This window comes from Pseudaminobacter salicylatoxidans, assembly GCF_003148475.1.
In the GTDB taxonomy this organism is placed as follows: Bacteria; Pseudomonadota; Alphaproteobacteria; order Rhizobiales; family Rhizobiaceae; genus Pseudaminobacter; species Pseudaminobacter salicylatoxidans.
In genome coordinates, this window is the sequence record NZ_QGGG01000001.1 from 403134 (window position 1) to 421816 (window position 18683).

20 protein-coding genes are annotated in these 18683 nt (G+C 62.7%); 12 read left to right on the plus strand and 8 right to left on the minus strand.

Going from position 1 to position 18683, the window contains the following annotated elements; all coding sequences use genetic code 11:
• Positions 1 to 21: 21 nt before the first annotated feature.
• The 3 genes from C7441_RS01775 to C7441_RS01785 all read right to left on the minus strand — a co-directional run bounded on the left by C7441_RS01775 (position 22) and on the right by C7441_RS01785 (position 2635).
• Positions 22 to 1023 (minus strand): ABC transporter substrate-binding protein, encoded by a 1002-nt coding sequence (locus tag C7441_RS01775; RefSeq protein ID WP_109611442.1) that lies wholly within the window; start codon positions 1021 to 1023, stop codon positions 22 to 24.
• Positions 1024 to 1184: 161 nt separating this feature from the next.
• The gene (locus C7441_RS01780) at positions 1185 to 1982 is read right to left on the minus strand and encodes a pyrroline-5-carboxylate reductase family protein (RefSeq protein ID WP_109611443.1); all 798 of its coding nucleotides are present in this window, start codon (positions 1980 to 1982) and stop codon (positions 1185 to 1187) included.
• Positions 1979 to 2635, minus strand: coding sequence for a TetR/AcrR family transcriptional regulator (locus C7441_RS01785; protein WP_170124990.1), 657 nt, complete (start codon positions 2633 to 2635; stop codon positions 1979 to 1981). The genes C7441_RS01780 and C7441_RS01785 overlap by 4 nt, the downstream gene beginning before the upstream one ends.
• Before the next feature lie 128 nt (positions 2636 to 2763).
• On the opposite strand from C7441_RS01785, the gene C7441_RS01790 reads away from it, so the two are divergent.
• Entirely contained in the window at positions 2764 to 4797 is a 2034-nt protein-coding gene (locus C7441_RS01790; protein WP_109611445.1) for an NADH:flavin oxidoreductase, read from the plus strand.
• Positions 4798 to 4849: 52 nt separating this feature from the next.
• On the opposite strand, the gene ctaD is transcribed toward C7441_RS01790, so the two are convergent.
• The 5 genes from ctaD to pcaQ all read right to left on the minus strand — a co-directional run bounded on the left by ctaD (position 4850) and on the right by pcaQ (position 8912).
• Entirely contained in the window at positions 4850 to 6457 is a 1608-nt protein-coding gene (ctaD, locus tag C7441_RS01795; RefSeq protein WP_109611446.1) for a cytochrome c oxidase subunit I, read from the minus strand.
• A gap of 204 nt (positions 6458 to 6661) precedes the next feature.
• Positions 6662 to 7000 carry a DUF190 domain-containing protein gene (locus tag C7441_RS01800; protein ID WP_109611447.1) on the minus strand — a complete coding sequence of 113 codons (339 nt, stop codon included), beginning with the start codon at positions 6998 to 7000 and terminating at the stop codon, positions 6662 to 6664.
• A gap of 1 nt (position 7001) precedes the next feature.
• Positions 7002 to 7490: a CrcB family protein gene (locus tag C7441_RS01805; protein WP_244916031.1), complete on the minus strand. Its 489-nt coding sequence runs from the start codon at positions 7488 to 7490 to the stop codon at positions 7002 to 7004.
• Positions 7490 to 7894, minus strand: a complete 405-nt coding sequence (crcB, locus tag C7441_RS01810) for a fluoride efflux transporter CrcB (RefSeq protein ID WP_109611448.1) — start codon at positions 7892 to 7894, stop codon at positions 7490 to 7492. Before crcB ends, C7441_RS01805 begins: the two co-directional genes overlap by 1 nt.
• 100 nt (positions 7895 to 7994) lie before the next feature.
• A complete protein-coding gene (gene pcaQ / locus C7441_RS01815; protein WP_109611607.1) occupies positions 7995 to 8912 on the minus strand; it encodes a pca operon transcription factor PcaQ in 918 nt (305 codons plus the stop codon).
• A gap of 94 nt (positions 8913 to 9006) precedes the next feature.
• Here pcaQ and pcaD point away from each other — a divergent pair, with 94 nt between their 5' ends.
• The 11 genes from pcaD to C7441_RS01870 all read left to right on the plus strand — a co-directional run bounded on the left by pcaD (position 9007) and on the right by C7441_RS01870 (position 18642).
• A complete protein-coding gene (gene pcaD, locus C7441_RS01820; protein WP_109611449.1) occupies positions 9007 to 9816 on the plus strand; it encodes a 3-oxoadipate enol-lactonase in 810 nt (269 codons plus the stop codon).
• Positions 9809 to 10219 (plus strand): 4-carboxymuconolactone decarboxylase, encoded by a 411-nt coding sequence (pcaC, locus tag C7441_RS01825; RefSeq protein WP_109611450.1) that lies wholly within the window; start codon positions 9809 to 9811, stop codon positions 10217 to 10219. Before pcaD ends, pcaC begins: the two co-directional genes overlap by 8 nt.
• Positions 10216 to 10971, plus strand: a complete 756-nt coding sequence (gene pcaH / locus C7441_RS01830) for a protocatechuate 3,4-dioxygenase subunit beta (RefSeq protein ID WP_109611451.1) — start codon at positions 10216 to 10218, stop codon at positions 10969 to 10971. The genes pcaC and pcaH overlap by 4 nt, the downstream gene beginning before the upstream one ends.
• Complete coding sequence (pcaG, locus tag C7441_RS01835) at positions 10971 to 11588, plus strand: protocatechuate 3,4-dioxygenase subunit alpha (RefSeq protein ID WP_109611452.1); 618 nt, start codon at positions 10971 to 10973, stop codon at positions 11586 to 11588. The genes pcaH and pcaG overlap by 1 nt, the downstream gene beginning before the upstream one ends.
• An 8-nt stretch (positions 11589 to 11596) precedes the next feature.
• Positions 11597 to 12649 (plus strand): 3-carboxy-cis,cis-muconate cycloisomerase, encoded by a 1053-nt coding sequence (locus C7441_RS01840; RefSeq protein ID WP_109611453.1) that lies wholly within the window; start codon positions 11597 to 11599, stop codon positions 12647 to 12649.
• 107 nt (positions 12650 to 12756) lie between these two features.
• Complete coding sequence (gene pobA / locus C7441_RS01845; RefSeq protein WP_109611454.1) at positions 12757 to 13926, plus strand: 4-hydroxybenzoate 3-monooxygenase; 1170 nt, start codon at positions 12757 to 12759, stop codon at positions 13924 to 13926.
• Positions 13927 to 14077: 151 nt separating this feature from the next.
• Positions 14078 to 15250 carry an ABC transporter substrate-binding protein gene (locus C7441_RS01850; protein WP_019172528.1) on the plus strand — a complete coding sequence of 391 codons (1173 nt, stop codon included), beginning with the start codon at positions 14078 to 14080 and terminating at the stop codon, positions 15248 to 15250.
• Between the two features lie 66 nt (positions 15251 to 15316).
• On the plus strand, positions 15317 to 16180 hold the full coding sequence (locus C7441_RS01855) for a branched-chain amino acid ABC transporter permease (RefSeq protein ID WP_019172529.1): 864 nt from the start codon (positions 15317 to 15319) through the stop codon (positions 16178 to 16180).
• Positions 16180 to 17181 (plus strand): branched-chain amino acid ABC transporter permease, encoded by a 1002-nt coding sequence (locus tag C7441_RS01860; protein WP_019172530.1) that lies wholly within the window; start codon positions 16180 to 16182, stop codon positions 17179 to 17181. Before C7441_RS01855 ends, C7441_RS01860 begins: the two co-directional genes overlap by 1 nt.
• Entirely contained in the window at positions 17181 to 17945 is a 765-nt protein-coding gene (locus tag C7441_RS01865; protein ID WP_109611455.1) for an ABC transporter ATP-binding protein, read from the plus strand. The genes C7441_RS01860 and C7441_RS01865 overlap by 1 nt, the downstream gene beginning before the upstream one ends.
• Positions 17926 to 18642, plus strand: coding sequence for an ABC transporter ATP-binding protein (locus tag C7441_RS01870; RefSeq protein WP_109611456.1), 717 nt, complete (start codon positions 17926 to 17928; stop codon positions 18640 to 18642). Before C7441_RS01865 ends, C7441_RS01870 begins: the two co-directional genes overlap by 20 nt.
• The last annotated feature ends 41 nt before the right edge of the window (positions 18643 to 18683 follow it).

Here is an 18683-nt window from a genome sequence, read left to right on the forward strand (position 1 = left end):
CCGACCTTTCGCACAGCCTGATTACTGGATCGAAGCCTTCACCTTCTCGGCGACCTCGGGTGAAACCCACTTGGTCCAGATGTCCTCGTTGTTCTTGAGGAAATACTTCGCGCCTTCCTCGCCGGTCGCCTGGTTGTCGGTCATCCAGGCCAGCAGCTTGTTGACCGTGTCGTTCGACCAGCTGCGCGCCTTGAGGTAATCCATGGCCGGGCCGGCGCGCTCGGCAAAGCCGGTTGTCACCAGCGTCTGGACGCTGTCCTTGGGCCATTCGTTGCGCTTGGGGTCGGGGCAATCTGCAACGGTGTTGCAGCGCTTCCACTCTTCGGCGTCATAGGGCACGCCGTATTCGAGCTTGACCATGTCGTACTTGCCGAGCAGCGCGGTGGGCGCCCAGTAGTAGCCCATCCAGCCTTCCTTGCGTTCATAGGCCTTTGCAATCGAGCCGTCGAGGCCGGCGGCCGAGCCGGTATCGACCAGCACGAAGCCGGCTTTCTCGGCCTCGTAGGCCTTGAATAGCTGGGTGGTGACGAGCGTGCCGCCCCAGCCCTGCGGGCCATTGAAGATCGCGCCCTTCGACGAATCTTCCGGTGCGGGGAAGAGGTCGGGATGCTTCAGCGCGTCATCGATCGTCTTGATGTCAGGATGTGCGTCGGCGAGGTATTTCGGAATCCACCAGCCCTGCACGGCGCCATCCGAAAGCGCCTCGACCGTGGAAACCAGCTTCTTGTCGGCAATGCCGCGCTGCACGACATCGGGCAACAGGTCCACCCAGCCCTCCGGCGCAATGTCAGGTTGGCCCTTTTCGGTCATGGAGGTCAACGTCGGCACGGTGTCGCCCACGACCAGCTCGGCTTCGCAGCCATAACCGGCATTGAGAATGAGCCTGTCGAGATTGGCCAGAACTTCAGCCGACTGCCAGTTCATATTGGAAATGGTCACGGTGCCGCACTCGGCTGCATTCGCCGTGCCTCCCAGCGCCATCAGCCCCAGAGCAATGGCGGTAGATGCAAACAGTCTTTTCATACTCTCTCCCCTTGGTGCGGCGTCAGGAATACGGACATGGCAGACGACACCGCATCGATCTCCCACTCGTTCAGAAGCCGGGCGCGCTGCCGCTCTCCGGCCTTGTGAGGCCCAGGCCGCGCATCTCCGAAGAAGCTCCCCCCGAACATGCGCGCCGTTTCTCACCGTGGCCGCGACATGGCCAGCGCGGCAGCCTCCGCCGCATCCAGCCCCGCCTCGACCGCATCCATGAAACCTCCGTCGATCATCGCCTGCAGTCCCGCAGCCGTGGTGCCACGATAATCCAGAAATGTGCGGACCGTCTCCTCCATTGAAGCATTTTCCGCAGCCAGGAGCGCACTTGCTTCCGTGATGACGGCTTTCACCGCCCTCTTTGCGACGCTCTCAGGCAAACTTCTTGTCCGCGCATGGCCCAGCATCGCCATTGCGAGCAGGGCAGGGAAGGCGGGGCCAGGACCTGTGAGCGCCGTCAGATAGTCGATATCGGTCTCATGAAGCACTTCGTCGGCGGTGCCGCAGGTCTCGAAAAGCTGCCGCACCAGCACCTTGTCCGCATGGCCCACGGCGGCGCTGGCGAACCACGGCGTATAGGATTTGTCGATTTCGGCCGCCGCATTGGGCATGGCACGCACGATGCGCACGGCATTCGTGCTTGCGGCGAGCGCCGCGGCCGGAACACCCGCCATGACCGAAATCAGCAGCTTGCCGGAGGCATCGACTTCCACCGCCGGAAATTGTTCCGGGCGAACGGACAGGATTATGACATCCGAACGCGCGGCAAGGTCCCGATTGTCGGCGACACAGGCGACATCCGGCCAACCGGGGAGGGCGGCGGCGGGCGAGCGGCTGGATACGACAAGCCGGTCAGGTGTGACAAAACCCTTTGCCAGCACGGCGCTGGCGATTGCCCGTCCCAGCCATCCCGTGCCGCCAACGATCCCGATAACCGGCCCGGTCATCGGCCAATCCTTCCGGCTTCCGCGGCGGCGACAAAACCATGACGCGCACTGAAGCGCTCCATTTCGCTTCGCGACGGTCCGTGCCCGGTGAATATCTCCACATATCCGGGGATACGTGCCATGCGGGTAGCCAATGTCTCCTCGGTCTTCATCGATATATAGCCGATCTGGGTCAGGTAGATGGTACGGGCGCGGACATCGGCGACGACGGGCTCAAAACCGAAGCGGACGAACATCGCCTGCAGCGCTTCGAGTCGCATCGTGTCGGCGGCGTCGATTTCCATGGCCACCTGAGGCGACTGCTGCGCCCAGCTTCGCACCGCGAACTCGAAGCGCGAATCGAAGAGCTTTTCGTCCAGCCAGCAGTCGAACACGTTCAGCACCGCCTCGGTGACGGTTTCGGCATAGCTTTGCGCCTGCATGACCAGATTGCCGGTATTCCTGGAGCGCCAAAGCTCGATCAGAGCCGTCAGCAATGCCTCGCGGTCAGCGAAGAACCAGTAGAAGCTGGTGCGCGACAGCTTCAGCCGCTTCGAGAGCGGCAGCACGCGGACTGCGTCCACGCCGCCTTCGATCAGGCTTTCATAGGCAGCGTCCAGCCATCCCTCGCGCGATCCGCGCCAACCCGTTTCGGCGAGTTTTACCTGCTCCATGTCCGCGAGCTTGGCACGGCAAAAAGAGCCACGCAACCCAAAATGTACGATGCTGTCGATCGAATTGACAGTGATGTACATTTCCACTTACGATCCCATACAGACGCCTTGTCCTGGAGCATCCATCGATGTCGAACGACCCGCTTCTCCAACCTTACAAGCTCAAACATCTCACGCTCAGAAACCGGATCATGACGACCTCGCATGAGCCGGCCTATCCGGAAGATGGCATGCCCAAGGCGCGCTACCGCGCCTATCACGCCGAACGCGCCAGAGCCGGCATTGCACTGACCATGACCGCCGGCTCCGCCTCGGTCGCGCGCGACAGCCCGCCTGTGTTCAACAACGTGCTCGCTTACAAGGACGAGGTGGTGCCGTGGATGAAGGATGTCGTTGACGCCTGCCACGAACATGGCGCTGCGGTGATGATCCAGCTTACGCATCTTGGGCGTCGCACAAGATGGGACAAGGCCGACTGGCTGCCGGTGGTTTCGCCGTCGCACAATCGCGAAGCCGCGCACCGGGCGTTTCCCAAGAAGCTCGAAGATTGGGACATCGAGCGCATCATCAGGGACTATGCCGACGCAGCCGAGCGCATGAAGGCAGCAGGGCTCGACGGCATCGAATTGCAGGCCTACGGCCACCTGATGGATCAGTTCTGGTCGCCGCTCACCAACGAGCTTGACGGCCCCTACGGCGGCTCGCTCGACAACCGCCTGCGCTTCACCTTCGACGTGCTTTCCGCCGTGCGCGAGCGCGTCGGGCCGGACTTTATCGTCGGCGTCCGCTACACCGCGGACGAGGCGATGGCCGGCGGCCTGTCGCGCGAAGACGGGCTCGAGATTTCCCGCCGGTTCAAGGCCTCGGGCATGGTCGATTTCCTCAACGTCATCCGCGGCCATATCGATACCGACGCCGGCCTGACCGACGTGATCCCGATCCAGGGTATGCCGAGTGCGCCGCATCTGGATTTTGCCGGTGACGTGCGCGCGGAAACAGGAATGCCGACCTTCCATGCCGCGCGCATTCCCGACGTGGCAACCGCCCGTCACGCCATCGCCTCGGGCAAGCTCGACATGGTCGGGATGACGCGCGCGCACATGACCGATCCGCATATCGTGCGCAAGATCATGGAAGGCCGCGAAGACGACATCCGCCCCTGCGTCGGCGCGAACTATTGCCTCGACCGCATCTATCAGGGCGGTTCAGCCTATTGCATCCACAACCCTGCCACCGGCCGCGAACTGACCATGCCGCACGACATTCCGCCGGCGAGCGTCAGGCGCAAAGTGGTGATCGTCGGCGCCGGCCCGGCCGGGCTTGAGGCGGCGCGCGTTTCGGCCGAGCGCGGCCATGAGGTCGTGGTGCTCGAAGCTTCCGCCCACCATGGCGGCCAGGTGCGGCTCACCGCCCGCAGCCAGCGCCGGCAGGAAATGATCGGCATCGTGGACTGGCGCATGGCGCAGTGCACGGCCAGAGGCGTCACCTTCCGCTTCAACAGCTGGGCGGAGGAAGCCGATGTGCTGGCCGAGAACCCCGATGTGGTGATCATCGCTACCGGCGGCTATCCGCACACCGAAGTGCTGTCGGAAGGCAACGAGTTTGTCGTTTCCTCCTGGGACATCCTGTCCGGCGACGTCAAGCCGGGGGCAAACGTGCTGCTGTTCGATGACGCGGGCGACAATCCGGCATTGCAGGCGGCCGAGGTGATCGCCAAAGCCGGTGCGAAGCTGGAGATCATGACGCCTGACCGCTCCTTCGCGCCGGAGGTCATGGCGATGAACCTGGTGCCTTATATGCGCAGCCTGCAGAAACTCGACGTGACCTTCACCGTCACCTTCCGGCTCGACAAAGTTACGAAGGACGGCAACGAACTGATCGCCCACATCGGCAGCGACTATGGCGGCGTGGACAAGGTGCGGCGGGTCGACCAGGTGGTGATCAACCACGGCACCATTCCCATGGACGATCTCTATTTCGCGCTGAAGCCGAAATCGATCAATCGCGGCGCCGTGGACTACAGGCGCCTCATTGCCGGCGAACCGCAGGAAGCGGGGAGTGGGCAGGGTGCATTCCAGCTTTTCCGCATCGGCGATGCGGTTTCGGCGCGAAACACCCATGCGGCGATCTACGACGCGCTACGGCTCGCCAAGGATCTGTAGCGCGGGAAGACAGCGGCTGCGCGGAGCGCCCGCAGCCGCGCCCGGCCACCCCTCAGCGGATGACCGGCAATGTGGTGAACTGGTGGAATGGGGGCGGTGACGGCAGTGTCCATTCCAGCGTGATCGCACCCGGTCCCCACGGATTGGCGGCCGCCGCCCGCTTCTTGCTGAACGCCTCGGCAACGAGCACCAGGAACACGATCAGTCCGACAGCGGAGATATAGGCCCCGATCGAGGAGAGCAGGTTCCATCCCGCGAACGCATCGGGATAATCCGCATAGCGACGCGGCATGCCGGCGAGCCCGAGGAAATGCTGCGGGAAGAACACCAGGTTGACGCCGACGAAGGTCAGCCAGAAATGTACCCGGCCAAGCGTTTCGTTGTACATGTAGCCGGTCATCTTCGGGAACCAGTAGTAAAAGCCGGCGAATATGCCGAAGGCCGCTCCCAGCGAAAGCACATAGTGGAAATGCGCCACGACATAATAGGTGTCGTGCAGCATGCGATCGAGACCGGGATTGGCGAGCACCACGCCGGTGACGCCGCCGATGGTGAACAACAGCACGAAGCCCATGGCCCAAAGCATCGGCACCTTGAACTCGATGGACCCGCCCCACATGGTGGCCAGCCAGGAGAACACCTTCACCCCTGTCGGCACCGCGATCACCATCGAGGCGAAGGCGAAGTAGCGTTGCGTCTCGGCCGAGATGCCGACGATGAACATATGGTGCGCCCACACCACGAAGCCGACCACGCCGATAGCGACCATGGCATAGGCCATCCCCAGATAGCCGAAGATCGGCTTTTTGGAGAAGGTGGAGATGACATGGCTGACGATGCCGAAGGCCGGCAGGATCATGATGTAGACTTCCGGATGGCCGAAGAACCAGAACAGATGCTGGAAGAGGATCGGGTCGCCGCCACCGGCGGGATCGAAGAAGGTGGTTCCGAAGTTACGGTCGGTCAGCAGCATGGTGATGGCGCCAGCCAGGACCGGCAGCGCCAGCAGCAGCAGAAACGCGGTGACCAGCATTCCCCAGGCAAACAGCGGCATCTTGTGCATGGTCATGCCCGGCGCGCGCATATTGAGGATGGTGGTGATGAAGTTGATCGCGCCCAGGATCGAGGAAGCGCCGGCCAGATGCAGCGAAAGGATCAGCAGATCGACCGCCGGTCCCGGCTGCCCCACCAGGGAGGAATAGGGCGGATAGAGCGTCCAGCCACCCCCATGACCATCCACGCCGGGCGGCCCCGGCAGGAAAAATGTCACGATGAACAACAGGAACGACGTCGCGAGCAGCCAGAACGACAGGTTGTTCATCCGTGGAAACGCCATATCGGGCGCGCCTATCATCAACGGCAGCATCCAGTTGCCGAATCCGCCGATGAGCGCCGGCATGATGACGAAGAAGATCATCACCAGCCCATGCGCGCTGACAACCACGTTATAATAGGTGGGATCGGAAAATATCTGCAGCCCTGGCTCCTGCAGTTCCATGCGGATGGCAACCGACAGGGCAGTGCCGAAAATCCCCGTGATAACCGCAAAGACCAGGTAAAGTGAGCCGATGTCCTTGTGGTTTGTCGAGAACAGCCACCGGATGACGGGAGGCGGCCTGTGATCCTCAGAAGCCGCTGAATGCACTGCCGCTTTTGCCATTGCCGGGTCCCTCCCGTTGTCCACGGGCAGGCACAACCAATCGGCGGACCGCCGTCCTGTCAGGCTGCCGTCATGGGGAGGCTATGTCTTGCCCTTTGATCATCCGTGCTCGAAATTTCACCCTGCCTGAAGTGCCCTGGGCAAAGGTCACTTAGCCAATTAGAGCCCGGTTGCAGCGAGTAAAGGAATATACGAAATATATTTTTAGGCTCGTGGCGAGCCGTAGTGCAGCACCTGCACCTTTTCCAGCGTCACCAGCCCGCTTGTCATGACCGTTTCGAGATATGGCAGGAAGGCGTTTATCTTTTCCTCGCTATCGACGATCTCCACCACCAGCGGCAAATCTTCCGACAGGCGCAGAATCTTTGTCGTGTGCAGCCGGCTCGACTGACCGTAGCCTAACCCGCCGCGCAGGACGGTCGCGCCGGCAAGATGCATCTCCCGCGCCTTCAGCACGATCGCCTCATAGAGCGGGCGGCCGTCGTCGCGATCTTCCTCGCCGACGAATATGCGCAGCAGTACGGACTGTTTCGGAATCTGCATGTCAAACTCCTCTCAGACGGTTGAGACGGGATGCAAGCGCATGACCGACCCATGCCGCGACAAGCCAGGTTGCGATCGAGAGCGCCACGTTCAAAGCAGCCAGAACCTGATGGCCTGTCAGCGCCAGACGCAGTGTCTCCAGGCTGAAGGTCGAGAATGTGGTGAAGCCGCCGCAAAAGCCGGTCATCACGAACTGCCGCTGCCACGTGCCGGCAAAGAGGCGCCCATCCGGCCCCGACAATGTGGCATAGAAGCAGATCACGAAGGAACCCGCCACGTTGACCAGCAACGTGCCCCAGGGAAACCCCGGTCCTGTCAGCGCCAGCGATCCCATCGAGGCAAGCGCGCGCAGCACGCTGCCGATCACCGCGCCGAGCGATACGGCGAGATACAGCGAGGCCGCATCGCGAAAACCGCGCCTGCGGACACGGGCCCTCGTCTGCGTCCGGCTCTTGTCTGTTTTCGAGACACTTCCGTCAGCGGGCGGCATCAGATGGGGACCCCGGCAGCGGCCGTTCCCGCCATATAACCGAGCGTCACAAAGCCCAGCCCGAGCACCAGGGAAAGCGCGATATTGCCACCGGCGAGCAGGATCTCGCCATCGCGGACAAGCATCAGCGTTTGCAGGCTGAAGGAGGAAACCGTCGTATACGCGCCGAGGAAGCCAGTCACCGCCAGTTGCCATGTCTCGGGCGTGGCAAACAGGCCGCCACCGGTGGCCAGGGCGCCGATGAGACCGATCACGAAAGCGCCGGTTACATTCACCGTCATGGTGCCCCACGGAAACGTCTCGCCGATGCGGCGCCCGACCACCCCGGATATGAAGAAGCGCGCCGGGCCGCCCAATGCGCTGCCCAGCGCGACCCAGAGCAAGCTTTCCACAAGCTGTTCCATGCGTCCGAAACCTTCGGATTCATCACCGTCGAGCCGCCAGTGGTCGGGGATGCCCCGCCGGCTGTCAAGCCACGAATTGCTGATTACGAAGGCGGCAGATTCAGCCGTGATGCGCCGCCGCCTCGCGTATGGTCTTCAAAAGAATGGAGAAAGCTGGCGAGGTTGCCATGTCGGTGCGCATGGTGAGTCCCACGGGTCCGCGCGTCTCGCCGGTGTCGACCGGCAGCGTCGCCAGCGTGCCGGCCTTCAGGTCGTCCATCACCACACCGGCGGAAATGATCCACACGGCATCGCTCTGGCGCAGAAAGGCGCGGCCGAAAGAGTCCGACACCGTTTCGATTTCGGTCGGGATGGCAGCCACCCCGTTGGCGATGAAGAAGCGCTCGACAAACGGGCGGATGATGGAGCCGCGCGTCGGCATCAGCACGGGGTAGTCGCTCAGCTTTTCGAACACATCCTGGCCGCCCTTGAGCAGTGGATGGCCGGCGCGCACCACGAACACGACCTGTTCGGAATAAAGATGCTCGAAAAAGAAACCGGTCATCTTCTCGGGCGCGGCAAGTCGCCCGACCACGAGATCGAGTTCACCCAGCCGCAATTGTTCGAGCAGCACCGCATTCTCGCCCGTCACGATCTTTATGGTGACGCCGGTGTCCTCGTTGAGAAAAAGCTGCATGGCGCGCGGCATGATATGGGCCGAGACGGTCGGCAGCGTGCCGATGCGGATCGGCGGGCCTGCCTCGGCGCCTGGATTGGCGACCGAGTCGATGCCCTGCCGCAGCGCCGTGATCGCCATGCCCGCATGCTGCATGAATATCTCGCCCGAACGGGTGATGCGGATGCCGCGGCCGTCGCGCTCCAGCACCGCGACGCCCAGTGCCTCTTCGAGTTCGCGGATGGTCTTGGTCACTGCCGGCTGGCTGACATTGAGGATGCTGGCTGCCTTGACCACGCTCTTCTGTCGCGCGACTTCAAGGAATGTGTGGAGGTGGCGGAACCGGACGCGGCTTTCGATCATGGGCAATGCATAACCCATCAGTTAAGAGAATGCCACAAAATATCATTTTACCAAACCAAACATCTAATCCACTGTTGTCGTGAGGAGAAACGCAGTGCAATTCATCGATATTGGTGGCGTCACGCTGCATTTTGCGCACAAGCCGTCCGTGGGCGGCCGCCACATTGTTTTCATCAATTCGCTGGGCACGGATTTCCGTATCTGGAACGGTGTGGTCGATGCCTTCACCGGCAGCATTTCCACGCTGCTTTACGACAAGCGCGGTCACGGACTTTCCGATGACGGCGCCACGCCCTATTCGATCGAGGATCATGTCGATGATCTCGTCGGACTTGTCGATCGCCTCGGTATCCGGGAAGTCGTATTGTGCGGGCTTTCGGTCGGCGGCCTCGTTGCGCTGGGCTTCCAGGCGCGCCGTCCCGACATGGTCAAAGGCATTATCCTTTGTGACACCGCGCATAAGATCGGCACGGCGGACGGCTGGAACGCACGCATTGCCACCGTCGAGAAGAACGGCATCGCCTCCATCGCAGACGGCATCCTGAAGCTCTGGTTTACCCCGGCATTCCATGACGGGCGCGAGGCCGATCTTGCCGGTTGCCGCAACATGCTCGTGCGCCAGTCGGTCGCCGGCTATGCTGGCACCTGCGCGGCACTGCGCGACGCCGACTACACCGAAGTCGCCAAGGGCATTTCGGTGCCCACTCTTTGCGTCGTCGGCGATCAGGATGGCTCGACGCCGCCGGATCTCGTGCGCACCACGGCCGACCTCATTCCCGACGCCCGTTTCGAGATCATCGAAAATGCCGGGCACATCCCTTGCATCGAACAGCCCGCCGCGCTGATCGAGCTCATTCGCGATTTCCTCGCAGAACTGCCTTCCGGAGAAAGACATCATGGGTGAACTGCCTCAGCCCTCGAGCAGGTATCGAGTGGGGCTTGCCGTCAGGCGCTCCGTGCTTGGCGACGCCCATGTCGACCGCGCCGAGAAAGCCTCTACCGATTTCGATCGCCCCTTCCAGGAGTTGATCACCGAGACCGCCTGGGGCAACGTCTGGGCACGTCCGGGCTGGAGCAAGCGCGAGCGTTCGATGGTGACGCTGGCCTTGCTCGCCGCGCTTGGACATGACGACGAAGTTGCCATGCATGTGCGCGCCACCGCCAACACCGGCGCAACGCGCGAGGATATTTGCGAGGCTTTTCTGCATGTGGCGGTCTACGCGGGGGTGCCCGCCGCCAATCAGGCGATCAAGATCGCCAAGCAGGTCTTTGCCGAAATGGATGCAGAAAGCGGGGGAAACAAATGAGCGCCGATCCGTTCTCGAATCGAAAGCCCGAGACGGGCGCCTTTTTCCAGCGGGATCGCTCCTGGCATCCGCCGGCATTCACGCCCAGCTACAAGACTTCCGTTTTGCGCTCGCCACAAAAGGCGTTGCTGTCACTCGACAACACGCTGTCGGAGATCACCGGCCCGGTGTTCGACCACAATATTCTGGGCGAACTCGACAACGACCTGATCCACAATTTCGCCAGGCCCGGCGAAAGCGCCATCGGCCCGCGCATCATCGTCTATGGCCGTGTGCTCGACGAGCGCGGCAAGGGCGTGCCCGGCGCGCTGCTTGAGTTCTGGCAGGCCAATGCCGGTGGTCGCTATCGCCACAAGAAGGAAGGCTATCTCGCCGCCCTCGATCCGAATTTCGGCGGCTGCGGCCGCACCATCACCGACGAGGAGGGCAATTACGCCTTCCGCACCATCCAGCCGGGACCCTATCCCTGGCCGAATGGCGTCAACGACTGGCGCCCGGCCCACATTCACTTCTCGATCTTCGGCCATGGCTTCGCGCAGCGGCTGATCACCCAGATGTATTTCGAGGGCGACCCGATGATCTGGCAGTGTCCGATCGTCAAGACGATCAACGATCCGGCCGCCATCGACGGACTTACGGCCGCCCTGGACCGGGAGGCGACCATCCCGATGGATGCACGCGCCTACAAGTTCGATATCGTTTTGCGCGGACGTCGTTCGTCGCTGTTTGAAAACAGGCTGGAGGGCAACTGATGGCGCAGTCACTCGACCGTCTCAAGGAAAGCGCATCGCAGACCGCGGGACCTTACGTCCATATCGGCATGACGCCGAATTTTTGCGGCATCACCGGGGTCTATCAGGAAGACCTCGGCGTCACCATGGTCAACGACAAGACCAGGGGTGAGCGCATCACCGTGCGCGCCCGCGTGTTCGACGGCACTGGCACGGCGCTCAAGGACGCACTGATCGAGATCTGGCAGGCCGACAGCGACGGCCTTTACAATTCACCGTCCGAAATGCGCGGCGCGGCCGATCCGAACTTCACCGGCTGGGGCCGCAAGGCCACCGACATGGACACCGGAGAATGCGTGTTCGAGACCGTCAAGCCGGGCCGCGTGCCGTTCAAGGACGGCCGCAAAATGGCTCCCCACATCTCCTTCTGGATCGTGGCGCGCGGGATCAATATCGGCCTGCAGACGCGCATGTACTTCCCCGAGGAAGAGAATGCGAATGCCGAGGACCCGGTGCTGGCCCGCATCGAACACAGGCTGCGCGTGCCCACGCTGATCGCCAGGCGTGCCGACGATGGCGCCTATGTGTTCGACATCCATCTCCAGGGCGAGAACGAAACGGTCTTCTTCGACATCTGAGCGCTTCCATGTCCTTCTCGCCCTTCGATCATCCCGTGCTTTCCGGCCTTCTCGGTGACGAGGAGACAGCGCGGCATTTTTCGGCGGAGGCCGAGATCGCGGCCATGCTCGTTTTCGAGCGGGCATTGGCCGAGGCGGCAGCCGACGAAGGCGTGATCGACACGGACGCGGCGGCGGCAATCGCTGCCGCGCTCAACACATTCAAGCCGAACATGGCCGGGCTGAAGGCGGGGGTCGGGCAGGACGGCGTGATCGTGCCGGAGCTGGTCAGGCAACTGCGCTCCGCAATCGGCAAGCCGCATGACAAGGCGCTGCATTTCGGCGCTACCAGCCAGGACGTCATCGACACAGGCCTGATCCTCAGGCTGAAGCATGTGATTGCCCATCTCGACGCCGTTCTGGCGGACGTCGTCGAGCTTCTTGCCGGTATCGAGGCGCGGTTTGGCGACCGGGCCCTGATGGGCAGGACGCGCATGCAGGCCGCGATCCCGATCACGGTGTCGGATCGGGTTCGCGCCTGGCGCGAGCCGCTGCTGCGTCACCGCAGCAGGCTGGAGACGCAAAGCCGCGGGCTTCTCGTCGTGCAGTTCGGGGGCGCTGCGGGAACGCTGGAAAAGCTGGGCGACAAGGCGAATGCCGTGCGCGCCGCATTGGCCGGCAAGCTCGGGCTTGGCGATGCGCCGCAATGGCACAGCCAGCGCGACCGGCTGGCCGAATTCGCAAGCCTGCTTTCGCTGATTTCCGGCAGCCTCGGAAAATTCGGGCAGGATGTCGCGCTGATGGCGCAGGCCGGCAGCGAAATAGCGCTCAAGGGCGGCGGCGGGTCTTCCGCCATGCCGCACAAGCAGAATCCGGTCGCGGCCGAAGTGCTCGTCACCCTGGCGCGCTTCAACGCCACGCAGCTTTCCGGGATGCATCAGGCGCTGGTCCACGAGCAGGAGCGCTCGGGTGCCGCCTGGACACTGGAATGGCTGATCCTGCCCCAGATGGTGGCGGCAACCGTTGCATCGCTGAGACAGGCGAAGACTTTGGCCGGGCAGATCGAGGCCATCGGCACATAGCGGCGGATTTCTCCTCCGCAACCATGGAATTTGTAATGCGCGCAGAGCCTGTGGAACCCGTCGGGGTCCACGATTGGCTGAACGCAAGGAAAATAAGAAGGAAAACAATGCGCACGCAGGTTGTGATCATCGGCTCGGGACCCTCGGGCCTTCTGCTCGGGCAGCTTCTGGCCAACAGTGGCATCGACAACGTCATCCTGGAGCGTGTGGACCGGGACTACGTTCTGGGCCGCGTGCGCGCCGGCGTGCTGGAGCAGGGCATGGTGGACCTGCTCGACGAGGCCGGCGTAGGCGCGCGCATGCATGCCGAGGGCCTGCCGCATGAAGGCATTTCGCTGGCTTTCGACAATCGCCTGCACCGTATCGACCTTACCGCACTCACCGGCAAGCGCGTGATGGTCTATGGCCAGACCGAAGTGACGCATGACCTGATGGACAAGCGCGAAGCGAGCGGCCTGACCACGATCTACGAAGCCAAGAACGTCCAACCGCATGATTTCGACACGACGTCTCCTTACGTCACCTATGAAAAAGATGGCGTAACTCATCGCATCGATTGCGATTTTATCGCCGGTTGCGACGGCTTCCACGGCGTCAGCCGCAAGTCGGCTCCGCAGGACGTCATCAAGACCTATGAGCGCGCCTATCCATTCGGCTGGCTGGGGATTCTGGCAGAAGTGCCGCCGGCCGATCATGAACTGATCTATGCCAACCATCCGCGCGGTTTCGCGCTCTGCTCCATGCGCTCCGAACACCGCAGCCGCTATTACGTGCAGTGCCCTCTGGACGACAAGATCGAGGACTGGAGCGACGACCGCTTCTGGGACGAGTTGCGTCGCCGCTTGCCGAAGGAGGCTGCGGAAAAAGTGATTACCGGTCCGTCCTTTGAAAAATCCATCGCGCCGCTGCGGTCCTTCGTCGCCGAGCCGATGCAGTTCGGCCGGCTGTCGCTGGTGGGTGATGCCGCCCATATCGTGCCGCCAACCGGCGCCAAGGGTCTCAACCTCGCCGCCAGCGACGTGCGCTATCTCTATTCGGGCCTGCGCGAATACTATCTCGACAAGTCTTCGGCAGGCATGGAGGCTTATTCGGCCAAGGCGCTGGCGCGCGTGTGGAAGGCCGTGCGCTTCTCATGGTGGATGACCACCATGCTGCATCGCTTCCCCGACACCGACGCCTTCGGCCAGCGTATCCAGGAAGCCGAACTCGATTATCTCGTGCATTCGCAGGTGGCCGCTGCGTCACTTGCTGAAAATTACGTCGGCTTGCCCTATTAAGGGCAGGTCGGTCGCTACAAGCATAACCCTTTGCTCATGTATTGATCGTTTCTTTTCATTTTACATTACCGTTTTGAGCATGACACTTGCAGCAGGTTGAATGGGTAGCTCTGGCTTAAGGTTCGAGCCGGCAACTAGGTATGGAGGAAGCATGAAAAAGATTCTTTTGGGAGCGGTCGCTGCTATTGCGCTTTGTGGCTCGGCCTATGCGGATACGATCAAGGTCGGCGTCATCGGGCCGTTCTCCGGTCCGTTCGCTATTCAGGGCAAGAATTTCAAGGCGGGCATCGACGCCTATATGGCGTTGAACGGCAGCAAGGTCGGTGACGACGATATCCAGATCGTCTATCGCGATGTGCCGCAGGCCGATCCGGCCCAGTCCAAGGCGCTCGCGCAGGAATTGGTGGTCAAGGAAGGCGTTCAGTATCTCGCCGGCTTCTATTTCACACCGGATGCCATGGCCGTCACGCCGCTGCTCAAGCAGGGCAATGTGCCGATGGTGGTCATGAACGCCGCGACCTCGGCGATCATCACCAAGAGCCCGCTGATCGTGCGCACCTCCTTCACCACCTGGCAGACCTCCGCGCCGATGGCCAAGGTCGCCAAGGAGCGCGGCGTGAAGAAAGTCATCACCGTGGTCAGCGACTACGGCCCGGGTGTCGATTCCGAAAACGCGTTCAAGGCCACCTTCACCGCCGAAGGCGGCGAGGTCGTGGATTCGATCCGCATGCCGCTTTCGACCAACGACTTCAGCCCGATCATGCAGCGCGTGAAGGATTCCGGCGCGGATGCCGTCTTCGCCTTCCTGCCGTCGGGCCCGACCACGCTCGGCTTCGTGAAGGCCTATAACGATAACGGCCTCAAGAAGGCCGGCGTCCAGTTGCTGGCGCCGGGCGACCTGACGCAGGAGTCGGACCTGCCCGCGCTCGGCGAGGCCGCAGAAGGCATGTTGACCACGTTCCACTATGCGATCTCGCATGACTCGGCCGAGAACAAGAAGTTCGTGGAAGCCGCGCATAAGGCCATTGGCAACCCGGCCGAACTGTCCTTCCCTTCGGTCGGCGCTTATGACGGCATGCACGTCATCTACAAGATGATCGAGGCGACCGGCGGCGAGCAGGACGCGCAAAAGGCCGTGGACGCGGTGAAGGGGCTCTCCTGGGAAAGCCCGCGCGGCCCCGTGTCGATCGACCCGGAAACCCGCCACATGACGCAGAACATCTATCTGCGCGAAGTGGCCAAGGCCGACGATGGCACCTATTACAACAAGGAAATCGCGACCTTCGAGAACCAGGGCGACCCCGGCCTGGCCGAAGTGAAGTAAGCGAAGCTTCCAGAACCGACGCCCGGCGGCCCTGCGAGGCTTCCGGGCGCTTTGCCGGATAAAACGATGCAAACCGTTTTCAGTGTTGGGACCGATGCACTTGCCTATGGCATGGTGCTTTTCGTCATCTCGATCGGATTGTCGGTGACCATGGGCCTGATGCGCGTGGTCAACCTTGCACATGGCGCCTTTGCCATGATCGGCGGCTATATCGCCTCCTATGCGGCGCAGACGCTTGGCCTCGGTTATGCCGTGGCGATCCTGATCGCAGTCGTCGGCACGATCCTCATCGCCATTCCCGTTGAGCGTTTCCTCTATCGCCGCATCTATGGCGCGCCGGAACTGACGCAGGTGCTGATGACCATCGGCATCACCTTCTGCGTCATCGGCCTCGCCAACTATGTGTTCGGCCCGACGCTGAAGACGATCCCGCTTCCTGAGTTGCTGCGCGGCCCGGTCGATCTCGGCTTCCGCTCCATTGCCGCGCACAAGCTGTTCGCCATCGCCTGCGGCGTGGTGGTTGCGGCCGCTCTGTGGTTCCTCATCGAGAAGACCGCCTTCGGCGTGAAGCTGCGCGCCTCCGTCGACAACGCCGCCATGGCCGCCTCGCTGGGCGTGCGCACCAAGATCGTCTATGCGGTCAGCTTCGCCGTCGCGGTCGGACTTGCAGCCTTTGGCGGCATTGTCGGCGCGGAACTGCTGCCGATAGAACCCTATTATGCGCTGCGTTACATGGTGACGTTCCTCGTCGTCGTCTCGGTCGGCGGCGCGGGCTCCATCCCCGGTGCGCTGCTGGCCTGTCTCGTGCTTGGCGGCATCGATACGACCGGCCGCTATCTGTTGCCGGAATATGGCGAATTCTTCTTCTATCTCGCGGTGATTGCTATCGTCTGCATCTTCCCGCGCGGACTTCTGGGCAGGAAGAAATAATGGCCTCGGTTGAAACCACCACCCCGGCGACCAAAACCGCGACCGGCCCCAACTGGCTGCTGCGCGACCTTGCCGGTATCGCTGTAATTCTAATCGTTGCGGCGATCGGCTTTCTGCTGTTTCCCAACAATCTGGCGCTTCTGACGCGCATCATCGCCATCGCACTTCTGGTGCTGTCGCTCGATCTCGTCACCGGCTATTGCGGCATTGCCACGCTCGGTCACGCAGCATTGTTCGGGGCAGGGGCCTACGCATCGGGCATTGCCGCCGCACATTACGGCATCACCGACCCGATAGCCATGGTTGGCGTCGGCGCGGTCGGCGGCGCCGTTGCGGGGCTGCTGTCGGGCGCGGTGATCCTGCGCGGCCACGGGCTGGCGCAACTGGTGCTTTCCATTGCCGTCGTGCATCTGTTCCACGAGATCGCCAACAAGGCATCCTACTGGACCGGCGGCAGCGACGGGCTGGCCGGCATTTCGCCCGATCCGGTGTTCGGCGTTTTCGAGTTCGACCTGTGGGGCCACACCGCCTATGGCTTCGGCATGGCGCTTCTGGTCATCGTCTTCGTCCTGCTGCGCCTCCTGGTGCGCTCGCCCTTCGGCATGCTGTGCCGGGGCATCAAGGAAGATCCGATCCGCGTCAGCGCCATGGGTGCCTCCGTGCAGGGCACGCTTCTGAAGATGTATGTCATCTCGGGCGCCGTGGCCGGCATCGGCGGGGCTCTTAACGCCATCTCCACGCAGGTCGTCGGTCTCGACAGCCTGAGCTTCACCACCTCGGCGGAATCGCTGGTCATGCTGGTGCTCGGCGGCACGGGCTCGCTCTTTGGCGCTCTGATCGGCACCGTCACCTTCATGTGGTTCGAGGATTTCGTTTCGGCGGCCAACCCGTTCCACTGGCTCACCATCGTCGGCGCGCTGCTGATCGCCGTGGTGCTGTTTGCGCCGAAGGGGCTCTACGGCACCGCCGTACAGCTTCTCGATCGTTTCCGGAGGCAGTGATGAGCACGGTCTTCCAGGTCCAGAACCTGAAGAAATCCTTCGGCGGCCTTGCCGTCACGCAGGACGTTTCGATCTCCATGGCACCGGGCGACCGGGTGGCGCTGATCGGCCCCAATGGAGCCGGCAAGACGACCTTCGTCAATCTGGTGACGGGACATCTGCAACCCGATTCCGGCAAGGTGACGCTCGGCGGCGAGGATGTCACCGCGCTCGGTCCCACCAGGCGTGTGCGACGGGGCCTTGTGCGCTCCTTCCAGGTCACGCGGCTGTTTTCAGACATGACGCCGCAGGAGCATATCGCACTGGCGGTGCTTCAGCGCACCGGCCGCTCGGGGCGCCTGCTGGGCAATTTCCACGCCATGCCCGACGTGATGACCGAGACCAATGAGTTGCTGCATACGCTCGGCATCGACCACATCGCCACCCGCAAGGTGAGCGAGATCGCCTACGGCCAGCAGCGCCTCCTCGAAATCGCGCTGGCGCTTGCGTTGGAGCCCAAGGTGCTGCTGCTCGATGAACCTGCCGCCGGCGTGCCGCAAAGCGACACACCGCGTATCGAGGCCGCCCTTGCCGGGTTGCCCGCCGACCTCGCCGTGCTGATGATCGAGCACGACATGGACCTCGTCTTCCGCTTCGCCAAGCGCGTCGTCGTGCTTGCCGCCGGCGCCATCATCTTCGACGGCTCGCCCGAGGATGTGACCAAGGATGCCCGCGTGCGCGAAGCCTATCTCGGGAACTATGCCAATGCCAGCAGCGCCGCTTGAAGTCACCGATCTCAGCGCCGGCTACGGCCCGACGCGCGTTCTGGAGGGTGTAAGCTTTTCCGTGGCCGCCGGCTCGCGCCTTGCGGTGCTTGGCCGCAACGGCATGGGCAAGACCACGCTGTTCGCCACAATCGCCGGGCAAACCAGGCGTTATGGCGGCACGATCCGTCTGGGCGATACGGATCTCGGTAGCCTCGAAAGCTCCGCCCGCGCGCGCTCCGGCCTCGGCTATGTGCCGCAGGCGCGCTGCATCTTCCCCTCGCTGACGGTCGAGGAAAATCTCTTCGTCGGGCTGAAGGATCGCGAACGCCCGGCAATCGAGGAAGCCTATGATATGTTCCCGCGCCTGAAAGAGCGCCGGAAAAACCTTGGCTCGCAGCTTTCCGGCGGCGAGCAGCAGATGCTGTCCACGGCGCGCACCATTCTGGGCAAGCCTACCGTGCTGCTGCTCGACGAGCCGCTGGAAGGCCTGGCGCCAGTCATCTGCGAGGAGCTGATGGCGGCCTTCTCGAAGCTCGCCGCTTCCGGTGACATGACCATCCTGCTGGTAGAGCAGCGCATCCAGAGCGCACTCGACTTTGCCGACCACGTGATCGTCCTAGAACGCGGCCGCATTGCCTGGTCCGGCACGCCGGCCGCGCTATCCGCCGATCCCGAGACGATCGAAAAACTGCTGGGCGTCGGCGGACTGCACTGAAACCACTCTCTTCATCTCTCCATGGCGGCGAGGTGAAGAGT